Here is a 13,862-nt window from a genome sequence, read left to right as displayed (position 1 = left end):
CACCTTCGCCCGCGTCATCTCGCCGGCACCTCGGCACCCTTCCCCGCGCCGATCCTCCCGTCCATGTTCGCCATGTCCGCTGCCTTGGCGCCGGCGAGTCCGCCCGACCGAAGACACTCGTCGACGTCCGTGTAGCCGGCGGAAAGTCCGGCGGCGAAGACGCGCTCGTTCGACGTCGTCCCGACAGCGTCCGTTTCGGGGACATACGCGCCCAAGTTCTCTGAGTATCGCATCCTGCAGCCCGCCTGTTGGAATAGTTCGGGTGCTGGTCTTGCTCCGTGCGCGTAGACGTAGAGGTCGCACTTTATCCGTTCGGGCCTTCCGTCTTGGTCGACCGTGACCGCCTTGAGGGTCGTGAATCCGTGAGCACGCACGATCGACCGTTCCCCCTGCGTCGTCTCCGCGTCGGTGCGGATCACCTTGACGACCTGCGTTCCGGCGGCTGCGATATCCGAGACGACGCCCTCGTCGCCGTTGGGACCGAGGTCGACGATGGCCCGTTTACCAGGTGGGACGCCGAAGCGCCCCCAAAGGTAGCGCACCACGCGAGCGGAGATGACGCCCGGAAGGTCGCAGTTCGGGAAAAGGGGCGTGGCCTCGTGGCCGCCCACCGCGACGACGACGCTTCGGGGTCGGACCTCCACCAGCCGGCCGCCCCGCTCGACGAGGACCATGCCGTCGTAGTAGCCCAACGCCGTCGAACCGGTCCAAGCGAGGACCGAAGAAGGCAGTGTCGCGATGACGCCCTTCGCCGATCGGACACGCATCGTCGCATGGAGAGCTGCGCCCCCGAGCTCAAGACCGCTTGCGACAAGCATAGTGCGGGCGCCCTTTTCCGCGGATGCTTTTGCCGCGGCCATGCCCGCAACACCACCGCCGATCACCAACACTTCCGTTTCCATGGTTTCAAGGGCCGCCGCCGTCGACGGCCGCTCGTCACCCTTGAACCGACCGACACCGGCCATCCGCCGCACCAGCCAGTAGAACGCACGGTTCACCGACTTTGGCCGCAAGAAACGCCTCTGATACTCGAAGTTCTTCGGGAACGCATAATCGGTGATCGAGAACAGGTCCCACTTGACACTCGGGAAAACGTTCTGTGAACGCACTTTGCAAGGCCTTGCCAAGGCCGTGCAAGCCCGAACATCCGGGACGCCGTCCACCTCGACCATGCACGCCGTGCAATGGCCTGCGACACAAGTCAACCCGCGCGGGCGGTGGTACTTGACGCTACGTGAGAAGATCCGGATCCCGCGCCGGTACAGTGCGGAGGCGATGGTGTCCTTGGCGGAGGCTTCGATGGTGCGGCCGTTGTACGTGAAGCTCAGTCCGCCCACGGGGGGCTTTGAACCTGCGCCACTCGAATCCTTCAACGAGCCTGTTCTCCCAGCGCAATGAACGATAGGTCGTTATTTTAGGGTTATGGGGTGGCTTTGGTGTGATTCATGGGGCGGTCAGCGTGCGGACCAGGTCGCGTCTAGCCATAGGGCGACGGTCTGACCGCCCCGTGAGCAAGGCACCCGAGCGATCCGTCCGCCGCGCCGCGAAGAGCCCTGTACGCCTCGGGGCCTTGCATGATGTGAATCCCGCAAGACTTTAGAGGGGTGGTCCGCTTCAAGGCGCGAGGCGTGTAATGGCGAACCTGGTCGAACTCGAAAACGTCTCCAAGTTCTACGGCGCGCAACAGGCGCTCGGACCCCTCACGCTCACCGTTCCGTCGACCTCGGTCGGCCTCTTGGGACCGAACGGCGCCGGCAAGAGCACCCTTATCCGTCTCCTACTTGGGATGGTCCCACCGACATCGGGCACGGTCCGGGTGCTCGGGGAAGACGTTTCGCGGAAGAACACGAGCCTACGCCGACGCATCGGGTACGCGCCGGAAGGTGACGCGCATTTTCCAGCGTTGACCGGTGTCGAGGCCGTCGGCCTCGCAGGGCGCCTCGTCGGGATGGGAAGCGCCGACGCCCTACAACGGGCGCATCAAGTCCTTGACTACGTCGAACTGGGCGAAGAACGGTACCGTCTTGTCGAGAAGTACAGCACGGGAATGAGGCAGCGCCTCAAACTCGCGCAGGCCCTCGTGCACGACCCCGAACTCCTGATACTTGACGAGCCCACGGAAGGCGTCGACCCGGAGGGACGCGCGCACATCCTCGGGCTCATCCGCGAACTCGAGAAAGAGCACGGGTTGAAGACGCTCATCTCCTCGCATCTTCTCCACGATGTCGAACAGCTCACCGAGTACGCGGTCGTCCTCAACGAGGGGCGGGCCGCCGCACAAGGGCCCCTTTCGGAGTTGAAGTCGTTACCGACGAAGGCGTTCCTCGTGCGCACCACGGGGTCCATGGAGCCTTTGATGGAGCGCTTGGGCGCCGCAGGCATAACGTTCGAACCGATGCTTCCGAACCTCCGCGTGAACACCGACGACCCGCACCAGATACTCCGTGCCGCCTCCGAATGCGGTCTAGTGGTACGCCACATCGCTCCCCTTGAACTGACGCTCGAAGAGGCGTTCCAACAAGCGGTGGCCCCGACCTCCGTGGGGGTGACCACGAGTGCCTGAGGGTGTCACGGGTTACCCGCGATGGGGTGGTGTGCTCAACAACCGGCCAGCGGTCGGTGTCGTCGCGGCCGAGGAGATAAGGAAGGCGATCAACAACACGTGGTCCCGCACGGCGCTCACACTGGTGCTTGCTTACACCATCGTGTACCTTGGGAGTATGTACACGCTTTCCCGGGGGCGCGGCGACGGCGTCCACACGATGGAGAATTTCCTCTTCTTCCTGAACAACCTTAGATGGGGTGTACTCGCCGTCGGCGCGGCGATGGCGGGGCCGGCGCTTCTTGAGGATTCGCGCCGCGGGGCCTTGGAACTCTACCTTTCGAGGGCGGTGACGCGCCTCGATTACCTTGCCGGAAAAGTGCTCGCGATCGTCGGGGTCACGACACTCGCCGTCTTCATCCCCGCCCTTCTCTACTTCGCAATGTCATTCGTCTTCTTCACGGTACAGCCGCAGGATTGGAACCTCATGCCGTTACGCGCCCTCGTTTATGGCCTCATGTGGGGCCTGGTGGTCTCCGGCTTGGGGCTCGGCCTATCGTGTGTCGCGAAATCAAGCCGGGCCGCCACGTTGATCCTCTTCGGCGGCTTCGCCGTGGCCGACGTGATCGTCGCGAACCTCCTTCAGGGCATCACCCGGGACCCGAACATGCAGCTCCTGTCCCCGTTCTCCGCCGCGGCAGCCCAGGTCGAATGGATATTCGCCCTCCCCCCCACCGGCGCCGTCCCTGCGTGGTGGGGGCTCATCGAACTCTCGGTGCTGGTGCTCATCGGTTGGGGCTTCGTCGCATGGAAGCACCCGCGCCTGGCAGGTGAGACGTAGTGGCGGTGCTTGAGGCCAGGGCCGTGTCAAAATGGTACGGCGACGTCATCGCCGTGAACGACGTGACGCTCGACGTCTTGCCCGGTGTCACGGGGCTTCTTGGCCCGAACGGTGCCGGGAAATCAACGCTCATGAAGATGGCGATGGGGCTTGTCGAACCGTCGCAGGGCGAACTGCTCGTCCTCGGCGAGAGACCCTGGTCGAACCCGAAGCTCCTTTCCCGCGTAGGCTTCGTCCCCGAGGGCGACGCCCCGTGGCGCGAACGCACGGGGACGGAAGTCGCGGTCCTTTCGGGCGAGCTTGGAGGGCTGTCGCGCGCCGCCGCAAGCGAGGCGGCGGAGAGGGCCTTGCGCCAAGTAGGCCTCTCGGGTGTGGCCGACAGGCGCGTCGAGACGTACAGCCGCGGGATGCGCCAGAAGTTGAAACTCGCGTTGGCGCTACTCAATGAACCCGAACTCCTGATCCTCGACGAGCCGCTGCTTGGAAGCGACCCCCTCGCTCGACGTGACCTCATACAACTCATCAGAGGCCTGGCCTCATCCGGAAAAAGCGTCATCGTCTCGACCCACGTGCTTCCCGACGTCGAGGCGATGACGGATCGGATCATGCTCATGAACCACGGCCGGTTGATGGCGCACGGTCGTATCGACGAAGTGCGCGACCTTCTCGACCGCTATCCACGGACCGTCCGCATCGCGACGACCAACGCCGTAGAGCTTGGCGCGCTCCTTTGGGGCTGGGACACAGTGCTTTCCCTCCAACGAGAAGAGGGGGCCGTGGTCGTGAAGACGAAGCGGCCGAAGGAATTCCACGCGGAACTCCAGAACCTGCTCATGGCCAAGAGGCTTCCATTCACCTCGGTGACCTCCCTTGACGACAACGTGGAAGCGATCTTCCAGTACCTGGTGAGCTAGATGGGCGCGACGATGACCCTATTCAAGACGCACCTACGAAGCTGGGCCTCCGCAAAGGGATTCCTGATCGTCGCTTTGGCCGGGCTTCTTCCCGTCGTGCTCGTCGGCGCGTGGGTGGTGACGCACCAGGCGGACATCTCGCCCGACGAGCCCACTCTTTCCCTCACCTCCATCAAGGAGGGGGACCCCGTCGTCCTCACGGTCGCGGTGCGCAACATCGGGACCTCGAATGCAGGCAATTTCAACGCATCGCTCTCGATCGGGCGCGTGTCGGGCAATCAATTGATCCCCGACGCGACGAAGGAGGATATCGTGAGCGGCCTCGCGCCGGGAGCGAGTGCGCTCGTCACCGTCGATTGGACCGCGAAGGCCGGCAGTTGGTGGATCCTCGCCGACACCGATTCGGCCGACACGGTCGGCGAGAAGGAGGAGTTCAACAACCAGAAACTCGTCCCCGTGGTCGTCGGGTATCGGCCTCCGTCAGCGCTCACCGCCCCGACGCCACCGAACAATCTCACAGGAAACGACTCGGCGCCCGTCACGGCCGACCTCACGATGACCGGCCTTCGCCTACCGCCCGGTAGCCACGTGCGCGGCGACAACCTCACCTTCGTTTCCACCGTGACCAACACGGGGGCCGTGGCCGTGACGAACGTCACCGTAGCGCTCCGGGTCGGGCGCGGGTTTGGCGGGCCCCTCGCCGCGTTCAGTGAGAACATCACGCAAGTTGATCTCGCCGCCGGCGAATCGAAGGAGATACAACTTCTCTGGCGCGACGCCACGGAAGGCCCGTATTGGGCGCAAGCGTACGTCGACCCGGGCGATTCGGCGAGCGATCCCGATGGGACGAACAACATGGAGGTCGCCTCCCTCGTCGTCGATCCAAGGCCCACTAGCGACAAGCCGCCAACGCCTCCCGACCGGCTCACTATAAAGGATTTCTACGCGAGCATCCTCGGCCTTCTCCACCTGCGGATATTGATCCCGTTCATAGCCCTGTTCTACGCGGGCGGTGTGATCGCGGACGAGAAGGAAGCGGGCACGCTTCCGTACCTGCTCACGAGGCCGTTGTCGCGCTCCGCCATACCGATCGCGAAGTTCCTCGCCGGTTTCGTCGTCGCCGCCGCTGCCGTGAGCGTCGGGATAGTCGTTACGTTCCTCATCCTCTTCGGGACACCGGAGGGCAACGTCGGCTTCCTCACGACGCCGTTGTTTGCAAGCCTCGTGACGCTCTTCGTATATGGTGGCTTCTTCACGCTCCTCGGCATCGTCGTCGACCGACCGTACTTGCTCGGCGTCGCTTTCGTCCTCGGTTGGGAGACGATCGCCGGGCTCTTCGTCCCGTGGGTGAAGACCCTCACCATAGGCAATTACATCCAGGAAGCGGCGAAGAGCTGGAAACTGGATGAGGGGTTGCAGTGGCTCCCGTCGGACGAGCCTTCGATGGGTGCCTTACGGATCGTCGTACTCGCCGGCGTCGCCTTCCTCGCCCTCTCGGCGTGGACGATGCGGCGGCGAGAGTTCGACCTCTGAGGACGCGCCAGGCCGGGGCGATTCCATGTTTCCTCCGCCGGGACGGGACGCTGGGGGCCGTTCCACCGTTCAGTGGGCGCTCCCGACACGCGGCCTCCGGGCGGCCCTCCTTGAAATGGAAAAGGGGACTTTCACAAGGTTCTTCATTGCCGTGAGGCTCTGACCCGCCATGGCCGCCATGGAGCAGATGGTGATCGGCCTCGTAATGGGAGCCGGTGGCGCCTTGGTCTTCTACTTCGGATTCAACAAGTGGCGCAAGTGGCGCCTCATCGAGGACACGCCGCGCTCGAAGGTGCGCTCGATGGCGATGGGACTCGTGGAGATCCAAGGCTCGGCCGAGGCCGAGTCCTTCCTCACGTCCCCCTTTTCGCGTAAACCCTGCGTCTACTACAAGTACGACGTGCAAGAGTACCGCAAGCACGTCTCGCGCGGGCCCAAGGGCCAGGTGAGGACCAGTTACAGTTGGGACACGATCGCCGCCGGCGACCGCGCGACGCCGTTTTACGCCAAGGACGACACGGGCCGCGCGTACGTCGACCCGGCTGGAGCCGAGGTGCACACGCCCCTGTCGGGCGTCTACCTCCAACGCTCGGGGGTCGGGGCCGCGTTTCCCAGGATCCTTGGACTCCTCGACGCGTGGCACTCGGGCCGGGAACGCGAAATGGACGTGTCCGGTTGGTCCCTCACGCCATTGAAGCCGGGCGCCCACCGGACGTGGGGCGCAAGCGTGGGGGACCGGAAGTACTTCGAATACCTCATCGAACCAGGCGAGAACGTCTTCGTCCTCGGCACGGCCTCGATCGACCCGAAGGCACCCGGAGGTGTCTCCGTGAAGAAGGGCGACAACGAACGGACCTTCATGATCTCCGATCGAAGCGAGACCGACCTCGTCAGGGGCCTGAAGTGGGAGACGTTGGGCTGGTTTGCGGGGGGCGCCATCATCGTCGTCATCGGTGCGCTGATATCGGTGAACGTGGTTTCCCTGGGTTGAGAAAATGGCGGGCGAATTGGAACTGGTCATCGGCCTCGTACTGCTCTTGATGGTGGTCCTCTTCGTAGGGCTCTTCTTCTCGATCTACAATAGCCTAGTTCGGCTGCGGAACAACATCGACAAGGCGTGGTCGAACATCGACGTCCTCCTCAAACAGCGCCACGACGAGTTGACGAAGCTCTTGGCGACCGTCAAGGGATACCGGGACTACGAGAAAGAGGTGCTGGTCAAGGTGACCGAGGCGCGCACCGCGTTCATGAATGCGAAGAGTGTGCCGGAAAAAGCGGCCGCGGACAACATCATGACGTCGACTTTGAAGACCCTCTTTGCCGTGGCCGAGAACTATCCGCAGTTGAAGGCCGACACATCGTTCGTCAATTTCCAGCACCGGGTAAGCGAGGTGGAGGACCAGATCGCCGACAGACGCGAGTTCTACAACGACTCCGTGAACACGTACAATATCCGCATCCAATCCGTCCCCGACATGTTCGTCGCGAGCATGCTGCATTACACGAAGCAGGACCTCTTCAAAGTGGCCGAGACCGACAGGGCGGACGTCACCGTGCAGTTTTGAGAGGGATCGAAATGGCCACCGCAATGCGCTTCGATGGCCTGCCCGTGGGGAGGCCCGGTGCCCATCGTCGATGACCGCCTCGCGGGTTACGCCGGCCTACTCGCTCCGCTTCTTGCCTTCGGAGGCATCTTCGCAGCCGTTGCGACGGCTCCGTGGTTCTCGTGGACGGACAATTTCCTTTCCGACCTAGGGGGCGTTCCCGGTTCGGGGGACATCTGGGCATCGCGGGGCATCACCTCGATCCTTTTCAACGCGGGTCTTCTTCTTGCCGGCCTCGTAGCACTTCTCTGGGCCCACGGCATGGCGCCGCACCTGCGGGAAGGAGGCGACGCGGGGCGCCTCGCGGCCGCGTTCGCCTACATGTCTGCGGCCAGTCTTTCCCTGATCGGGCTTCTCCCCGAGACGCTAGGCGACGCACATGGCCTCGTTTCCCGCGTCTTCTTCTTCTCCGTGACCATTGCCCTCTTCGCTTCGGGCCTTGCCTTTCGCGGTCGATCGCCGCGATGGCTATCAAGAGGTGCATTCGCGCTTGCGTTCGTCGCCTTCCTTGGTCTTCCCTTCTACGTGCTCCGGGGTGCCTACGTCGGCAAGGCCGTCTCCGAGATGTTTCCCGCGACCGCCATCGCCATCGCCGTTTTCGCTTCGGGCTGGTGGCTTCTTCGCCTCAATCCTCGTCGATCGGCCTGAGGACGATGCGCCTCCCAGGTTCGCCGTCAGGCATTGGGCCGTTTCCCCGCGTCCTTTTCCTTCGCATCCAGACGTAGACCGGCACTCCTGTCAGGACTATCCCGATCCCATACGCCGCCGAAAGCGGTTGGTCGATCAATGTCTGGACCATGACGAATCCTGCGGCGGCCACGAAGATCGCCGGCGTCACTGGATAGCCGACGACGCGGTACGGTCGCGGCGCATCTGGCTTGTCGCGCCGGAGTTTGAAGATGGCAAGAGCGATGAGCAGGAGGCTTCCCCAGATGACGAAGATCGAGAACGTGATGATCCCCTGGAACGATCCGGTGAGGACCAGCGCGATGGACGCTAGCATCTGGAGACCGAGTGCCGCCGCCGGCGTTCCCGAGCGTGACAAGGAGGACAACCGGCGTGGGAGCAAGCCGTCCTGGCTCATAGCCATCGGCAACCGGGCGCCGGTGAGAAGGCCGCCGTTGAGGTTTCCGAAGGTGGAGACGAGGACCGCGGCCGCGATGAACGCGCCACCGAGGGGAAGAAGCTTGCTTGCCGCGTCTGTCCCGACGAGTTGGGACGAAGCCACACCCGCGGCGCCCAGGATTTTCAAGTACGCGAGGTTCGCGGCCACATAGAGGACCGTGACGATGCCCACGCCCAATGCTAACGCTTTCGGCAGCGTGCGCTCGGGGTCCTTCACCTCCTCAGCGACGAACGTAGCGTTGATCCACGCGTTGTAGGAGAAGAGGACGGCGATGAAGGCGGCGGAAAGACTCCCGCCGGCAACGAGTTGCGCGGTTGAAGGAGCGCCTGTCGGGACGATCACGATCGCGGCCCCGACCAGCGCTACGAGCGATGCGGCCTTCAAGACCGTGAGACCGTTCTGTAGGCCGCCGGATTGTTTTACACCGAGCCAATTAACGAACGTGAGCGCCGCGAGCGACCACGCGGCCATCAGGGTGATCCCCAGGCCGCTCAACGGAATGAAGTAGGAGAGATACACGGCGAAGACGTAGGCGACCGCCGCCCCGATGCCGGCCTTGGCAAGGAGAAAGTACCCCCAACCCACGAAGAACGCGGGGCCTTCGCCGAACGCCTCCTTGACGAAACGGTACGGACCGCCGGAGCGCGGATACATCGCGGAAAGCTCCGCGACGGTCAAGGCGCCGGTGAGTGAGAACAGACCGCCGAGTATCCATATCGCGAGGATGCTGTTCGTGTCCGGGAATTCGCGGGCAACGAGATTGGGGACGAAGAATATCCCGGAGCCGATCATGCTCCCCACCGTTATCGTGGTCGCCTCGAAGAGGCCAAGCTCGCGCCTGAGGCCCGACACGATTCTGAAGCCACCGATGGGATAAAGAAACTTGGGAGTTTGCGGAGCCGTGGCCGTCGGAAAAGGAGGCCTGGCGATTTGCGTTCCGCTCATCTACCACTATAGTGTTTCCCGCTTGTGGCACCCGAAGGGACCTTTTACGCGCTAATCGTCCTCGCAAGCCTCGGCTTCCTCAACGCGCTCTACTTCACGCTCGTGACCTACCGCCGCATCGCCCCCGATTCGCGAATCGTGCCGAAGTTCTGCAGGATGGACGGAAGGACGTGCGCGAGCGTCGTTGATTCCAGGTACGCGCGGCTCTTCGGGTTGCCGAATTCGGTCTACGGGATGGGATGGTACTTGCTCGCGGGCGGGGCCGCAGTCATTGGGCTGGTCACGGGTGCATTGCCCTATTGCCTTGAAATGACCGCCGTCTCCATCGTAACGGTCTGGGTGAGCGTTTTTCTGTGGTGGTCGTTGAGGTATCGTCTGAAGGTGTTCTGCGCGCTTTGTTTCTTCGGGCAGGCGGTGAACGTGGTGTTGCTTGGGATGATCGTTGCGGCCTGCTGAGGCGCGCGAGCCGCCAAAGTGGTTTCTTCGCTTACATCAACTCCGCATTGAGAATCGACCCACCCGACGCTCCCCTCACGGTGTTGCTTCCGTTTACGAAGTGCGGGTGATGCAGACGTCTTGCTTTCGAAGTTTGCGCGCCTCCGACGGTCTGGCGTGTTCGACGATTCCGGGAAAAATGATAAGCCGTGCGTCTGACAACGTGAGGCACTCGGAGAATGGCTGGCGTGGAGTCGCTTGACGAACGACGGTTGGGAGAGGTGATACGCCAGATGGAGCGCTACGTGGATCATCAGATAACGGTCGCCGAGGAGTTGGACGACAAGATCGAACAGCTCCTTGCCCTGGCGGTAGCTTCCTTTGGCGGCGGCTTGGCCCTTCTTCTCTCGCAACCTACTGCCCTGGTGGGAGGCGACCCGATTTTGACGCCGTCCGCCGCATTACTGGTTCTCAGTTTGGTGGTCAATCTCATTTCAGCGTCTCTTTTCCTTGACGCCTACGTCGGGATTCTCCCCGCGCGCGCCCCACAGATCGGACCGGGCGCCGACCCGGCATGGCTTGCGGAGGTCGCCCTGGAGCCTCGGTGGACGATGGCCCACATCCAGTTCTCCACGATCAAAGGGCTGAAGGACCGTGCGACCGAGAATCAGGGGGAATTGGTGCGCGTAGGGTCGCTGCGTCGCCTGGGGCTCGTCGCCCTATTCGTGAGCCTTTTCCTGTACGGCGTCGTAATATTCTTAAGGTGAGAAACCAAATGAGACTCGTGAGCGATAAAGTGAGACCCCCACCGCCGGACCCCAGGGATGCGCCAGCCGCGCCTGGGCGACCAATTGTCAAGGGCGGGCGACCGAGGGCCGGGTGAGGGCGTGCTTCTTTTGCCCGCGCGGCAGCAGAATAGTCGAATCTTACATGCGTTTCCCGGCGCCGTGGTGGCCCTCTCTGCAAGTCGTCGCTAGCGTCCGTCGTCGTTGCCCTTCTCTCCACGACGCCGCAATACTTATGGCGTGGGGGCCCAAATGAAGGCCGTGGCCGAGACGTTGAAGCCGCCTCCGAAAAACCCGGTAGACACGCCAGCGGCGCCTGGGCGCCCTATCTACAAGTACGGGCGCGGGAAGTAGGTTTTCGGCGAGTTTCGGAGGCCAGCAACGGACGTTCCCGTCCCCGCGGGCCTTAGTTGCGTCACTTACGCCGTGCGGCGCGATCGACGGTGACGTACGCGTGATCCGCGTCCATCACTTTCCAGCTTAGTTTCTCCTTCCCCTTGAGCCCGAGAACCCTCCGGAGGTCCTCCTTGAAATAGGTCCCCAATGTCTTTCCCCCGGTCGTCGTGACCCGCGTCTCGTAGTCTGCGACGATCTCATCGTTCTCGTGTTCCGTCATGACTGCAATGGCTGCCATGTCGTATTCCTTCTCGTCGCAGTCGAGGCACTCGGCGCCGGAAAGCCGCGTGAGTGTGAGGAGGCCGCGTGGCGTGGGGATGGTGTGGCTCAGGTTGTTGGTCGTGAGCATGCGGCCGCCGCACATGGGGCATTCCGTCACGGTGCCCGTGCGGTGGAGGGGTTTTCCCTTGGCGGCGAGGATCCTGCGTCGCGTATCCTCGCTTTCTTCCGGGGTGACTTCATGCACTTCGCCGGCGTCGGGGGGAATCTCATCGTTCATCGGTGTCCCTCCGGAAACGCCGTGATGACGAGGACAAACTCCTCGTGCCCCGACCGGACAATCGCATACACGCCCCGGCAAAGACCATGCCGTCGTAGGCGCGTCCAACAGACGTAGACTCCTGAATCCGGAGGCCTGTTTGCCGCCGGTCTGTCGCGCTCGCCATACCGGACCACATCGATCTTGTCGCGTTGAAGCAGTTCTGGATGCGTGCGGCGGGCGTGGAGCGACAGGACAACGCGGTCGGCCTCACAAACACGACGCACCTTGGCGCGAAGCTCGCGCATGTTTCGGAATACACGCGTACCCATCTGTCATCAGCACTATTTAGGTATTTCTACGTAGAATGTGCGTAGATGCCAATAGTGACGATTGGACGAACTACGGCAAGGCGTTTGTCCCGGAAGGTTGGACCGTGGCCGACGCGCGCATCAGTTGCGCCGCACGCTGCCACGCGTACTACTGGTCCTCGCGGAACGGCGTTCGTACAAAGCTTATACTGGCGCGCTCCAACGCCATGGGTGAGGATGCCCGAAGAGCCGTGAACTCCTCAAGATGAATGGGATCATGGTGTGACGCCTGGCGACCCTCGCGGCACGGTTCTCGTACCCAGCTCATATTCTGGGCGTCCAAGGGACGACGCGAATACGAATCCCGTCGTGGGCGACACCCGACGGAAAACCTTTTAATACTCGTGCCATTGAAGTGTCGTCAGGCGACACTATGCCTACACGAAAATTAACACTTGGCCCACGGGAGCTCAAGCTCCTCTTCACACTCGAAAAGGAGGGCATTGAGAATTTCCGGTTCGCGGACGCACGCAGGATCCTCGGCTCAACCAACGACTCGATCAAGAGCGTCCTGAAGCGTCTCAAGAAGAAGGGCCGAATCGAAGAACTCGAGAAGGGCAAGTACGTCCTCATTCCTGCTCGGGCCGGCGTGGAAGGATCCTGGTCAGAGGTGCCCTACCTGCTAGTACCCACGCTCGTCGATGCCTACTACGTGGGGTTCTGGACGGCTCTCAACTATTGGGGCCTGACAGAACAGGTTCCCCGCACCATCTTCGTGGCCACGACAAAGCGCAAGACAGAGGTAACTTACGGCGCGACCACATTCAAGTTCGTCACGCTCTCCAAGAAGAAGTTCTTCGGATGGACCGAGACGCAGATGGCAGGCGGATCATTCAAGGTCTCCGACCGCGAGAAGACGATCATCGACTGCCTCGACCTCCCCGACTACGCCGGCGGCATGAGCGAAACAATCAAGGCGCTCTGGGAAGGACGCGACGAGCTGGACTTCGCCAAACTCCTGAACTACGCCAAGCGCAACGGCGTAAGCGCACTGATACGTCGGCTCGGCTACATTCTCGAAGTCCTCGATCTCGCAAAGACCGTCCGCAAGAAAATCGCGAGCACGAAGTTCAACGACTACATGTGGCTCGACCCCAAGGGTCCGACCAAGCGACTGGCCTACTCGAAAAAGTACGGACTCATACTGAACCGCACCCGAACCGAACTGCTCTCTTGGAGAGGAACCTGATGGACGCGGACGCGCTGCGCAGGCTGGCGGGACGGACAGGTTTCGACGTCTCTGCGCTCGAAAAGGACTACGCGCTCACATGGCTCATCCAAGGCATCTACGCGGGCCCTCCGCTGGCCGACGTCCTCATATTCAAGGGCGGCACAGCCATCCGGAAAATCTACGCCCCCGAATGGCGCCTCTCGGAAGACCTCGACTTTACCATAGTCAAGAGTGTCAAATCAACTACGGTGCGCAAAGGCTTCGAAAAGATATTCGCCCGCCTCAGCGACCAGAGCGGCCTGAAGCTCGAGTTCGTCCAATTCCACTCCAAGCCCTACTACATTCAGGCGCGCATCCAGTTCCTCGGTCCGCTGCGCCACAAGAACACGATCAAACTCGACATCTCCCTCACGGAGAAGCTCGTGGAACCACCTGCGAACGTCACGGTAAAACCGGCTTACGACGACGTCCCAAGCTTCACGGCCCTCGTCTACACGTCAAACGAGATTCTGGTCGAGAAGTTGAGGAGCATCATGTGTCGTGTAACTCGCTAATCCGACCCGCCTTGTAACTCTAAAACCGACCCCCCTGGCCGGCGGCGACCGTATCGACGCCGGACCTTGAAAACCTTCTCCCGATTCCCGGGAAGATACACTCGGACTTCCGCACCCTTGCGCAGGACTTCGACCCGCCGCCCGATCAAGCGAAGACCCACCTTGTA

General features: G+C 62.5%; 15 protein-coding genes. 11 read left to right on the top strand and 4 right to left on the bottom strand.

Annotation, left to right across the window (positions count from 1 at the left end):
- Positions 1 to 14 precede the first annotated feature (14 nt).
- On the bottom strand, positions 15 to 1,373 hold the full coding sequence (locus tag HY556_07245) for a (2Fe-2S)-binding protein (protein ID MBI4393575.1): 1,359 nt from the start codon (positions 1,371 to 1,373) through the stop codon (positions 15 to 17).
- Between the two features lie 260 nt (positions 1,374 to 1,633).
- Here HY556_07245 and HY556_07240 point away from each other — a divergent pair, with 260 nt between their 5' ends.
- The 7 genes from HY556_07240 (at position 1,634) to HY556_07210 (ending at position 8,082) form a co-directional block, all read left to right on the top strand.
- Positions 1,634 to 2,563 (top strand): ABC transporter ATP-binding protein, encoded by a 930-nt coding sequence (locus HY556_07240; protein MBI4393574.1) that lies wholly within the window; start codon positions 1,634 to 1,636, stop codon positions 2,561 to 2,563.
- Complete coding sequence (locus HY556_07235; protein MBI4393573.1) at positions 2,556 to 3,383, top strand: ABC transporter permease subunit; 828 nt, start codon at positions 2,556 to 2,558, stop codon at positions 3,381 to 3,383. Before HY556_07240 ends, HY556_07235 begins: the two co-directional genes overlap by 8 nt.
- Positions 3,383 to 4,297 (top strand): ABC transporter ATP-binding protein, encoded by a 915-nt coding sequence (locus tag HY556_07230; GenBank protein MBI4393572.1) that lies wholly within the window; start codon positions 3,383 to 3,385, stop codon positions 4,295 to 4,297. Before HY556_07235 ends, HY556_07230 begins: the two co-directional genes overlap by 1 nt.
- Positions 4,298 to 5,830, top strand: a complete 1,533-nt coding sequence (locus HY556_07225) for an ABC transporter permease subunit (protein MBI4393571.1) — start codon at positions 4,298 to 4,300, stop codon at positions 5,828 to 5,830. It begins immediately after the preceding gene.
- A 169-nt stretch (positions 5,831 to 5,999) separates the two neighbouring features.
- Positions 6,000 to 6,821 (top strand): hypothetical protein, encoded by an 822-nt coding sequence (locus tag HY556_07220; protein MBI4393570.1) that lies wholly within the window; start codon positions 6,000 to 6,002, stop codon positions 6,819 to 6,821.
- Positions 6,822 to 6,825: 4 nt separating this feature from the next.
- Positions 6,826 to 7,395: a LemA family protein gene (locus HY556_07215; protein ID MBI4393569.1), complete on the top strand. Its 570-nt coding sequence runs from the start codon at positions 6,826 to 6,828 to the stop codon at positions 7,393 to 7,395.
- A gap of 57 nt (positions 7,396 to 7,452) precedes the next feature.
- Positions 7,453 to 8,082 carry a DUF998 domain-containing protein gene (locus tag HY556_07210; GenBank protein MBI4393568.1) on the top strand — a complete coding sequence of 210 codons (630 nt, stop codon included), beginning with the start codon at positions 7,453 to 7,455 and terminating at the stop codon, positions 8,080 to 8,082.
- Here the strand turns inward: HY556_07210 and HY556_07205 are convergent.
- Positions 8,060 to 9,412, bottom strand: coding sequence for an amino acid permease (locus HY556_07205; GenBank protein ID MBI4393567.1), 1,353 nt, complete (start codon positions 9,410 to 9,412; stop codon positions 8,060 to 8,062). The genes HY556_07210 and HY556_07205 overlap by 23 nt on opposite strands.
- Positions 9,413 to 9,529: 117 nt before the next feature.
- Between HY556_07205 and HY556_07200 the strand changes: the two genes are divergently transcribed.
- Together HY556_07200 and HY556_07195 are read left to right on the top strand one after the other, a co-directional pair.
- Positions 9,530 to 9,961, top strand: a complete 432-nt coding sequence (locus tag HY556_07200) for a hypothetical protein (GenBank protein MBI4393566.1) — start codon at positions 9,530 to 9,532, stop codon at positions 9,959 to 9,961.
- Positions 9,962 to 10,179: 218 nt separating this feature from the next.
- Entirely contained in the window at positions 10,180 to 10,707 is a 528-nt protein-coding gene (locus HY556_07195; protein ID MBI4393565.1) for a hypothetical protein, read from the top strand.
- A gap of 433 nt (positions 10,708 to 11,140) precedes the next feature.
- Here HY556_07195 and HY556_07190 read toward each other — a convergent pair whose 3' ends face one another.
- Together HY556_07190 and HY556_07185 are read right to left on the bottom strand one after the other, a co-directional pair.
- Positions 11,141 to 11,620: a hypothetical protein gene (locus HY556_07190; GenBank protein MBI4393564.1), complete on the bottom strand. Its 480-nt coding sequence runs from the start codon at positions 11,618 to 11,620 to the stop codon at positions 11,141 to 11,143.
- Entirely contained in the window at positions 11,617 to 11,931 is a 315-nt protein-coding gene (locus HY556_07185) for a hypothetical protein (protein MBI4393563.1), read from the bottom strand. The genes HY556_07190 and HY556_07185 overlap by 4 nt, the downstream gene beginning before the upstream one ends.
- A 394-nt stretch (positions 11,932 to 12,325) precedes the next feature.
- On the opposite strand from HY556_07185, the gene HY556_07180 reads away from it, so the two are divergent.
- Both HY556_07180 and HY556_07175 read left to right on the top strand, forming a co-directional pair.
- Positions 12,326 to 13,159 carry a transcriptional regulator gene (locus HY556_07180; protein ID MBI4393562.1) on the top strand — a complete coding sequence of 278 codons (834 nt, stop codon included), beginning with the start codon at positions 12,326 to 12,328 and terminating at the stop codon, positions 13,157 to 13,159.
- Complete coding sequence (locus HY556_07175) at positions 13,159 to 13,695, top strand: nucleotidyl transferase AbiEii/AbiGii toxin family protein (GenBank protein MBI4393561.1); 537 nt, start codon at positions 13,159 to 13,161, stop codon at positions 13,693 to 13,695. Before HY556_07180 ends, HY556_07175 begins: the two co-directional genes overlap by 1 nt.
- Positions 13,696 to 13,862: the final 167 nt, after the last annotated feature.

It is taken from the genome of Euryarchaeota archaeon (assembly GCA_016207515.1).
Taxonomy (GTDB): Archaea; Thermoplasmatota; SW-10-69-26; order JACQPN01; family JACQPN01; genus JACQPN01.
This window is presented reverse-complemented; position numbering and strand designations above follow the sequence as displayed.

Coding starts and splice junctions, on each gene's coding strand:
- HY556_07240 (MBI4393574.1), top strand. CDS start 1,634: ATGGCGAACCTGGTCGAACTCGAAAACGTCTCCAAGTTCTACGGCGCG.
- HY556_07225 (MBI4393571.1), top strand. CDS start 4,298: ATGGGCGCGACGATGACCCTATTCAAGACGCACCTACGAAGCTGGGCC.
- HY556_07220 (MBI4393570.1), top strand. CDS start 6,000: ATGGCCGCCATGGAGCAGATGGTGATCGGCCTCGTAATGGGAGCCGGT.
- HY556_07215 (MBI4393569.1), top strand. CDS start 6,826: ATGGCGGGCGAATTGGAACTGGTCATCGGCCTCGTACTGCTCTTGATG.
- HY556_07195 (MBI4393565.1), top strand. CDS start 10,180: ATGGCTGGCGTGGAGTCGCTTGACGAACGACGGTTGGGAGAGGTGATA.
- HY556_07190 (MBI4393564.1), bottom strand. CDS start 11,620: ATGAACGATGAGATTCCCCCCGACGCCGGCGAAGTGCATGAAGTCACC.
- HY556_07185 (MBI4393563.1), bottom strand. CDS start 11,931: ATGGGTACGCGTGTATTCCGAAACATGCGCGAGCTTCGCGCCAAGGTG.
- HY556_07175 (MBI4393561.1), top strand. CDS start 13,159: ATGGACGCGGACGCGCTGCGCAGGCTGGCGGGACGGACAGGTTTCGAC.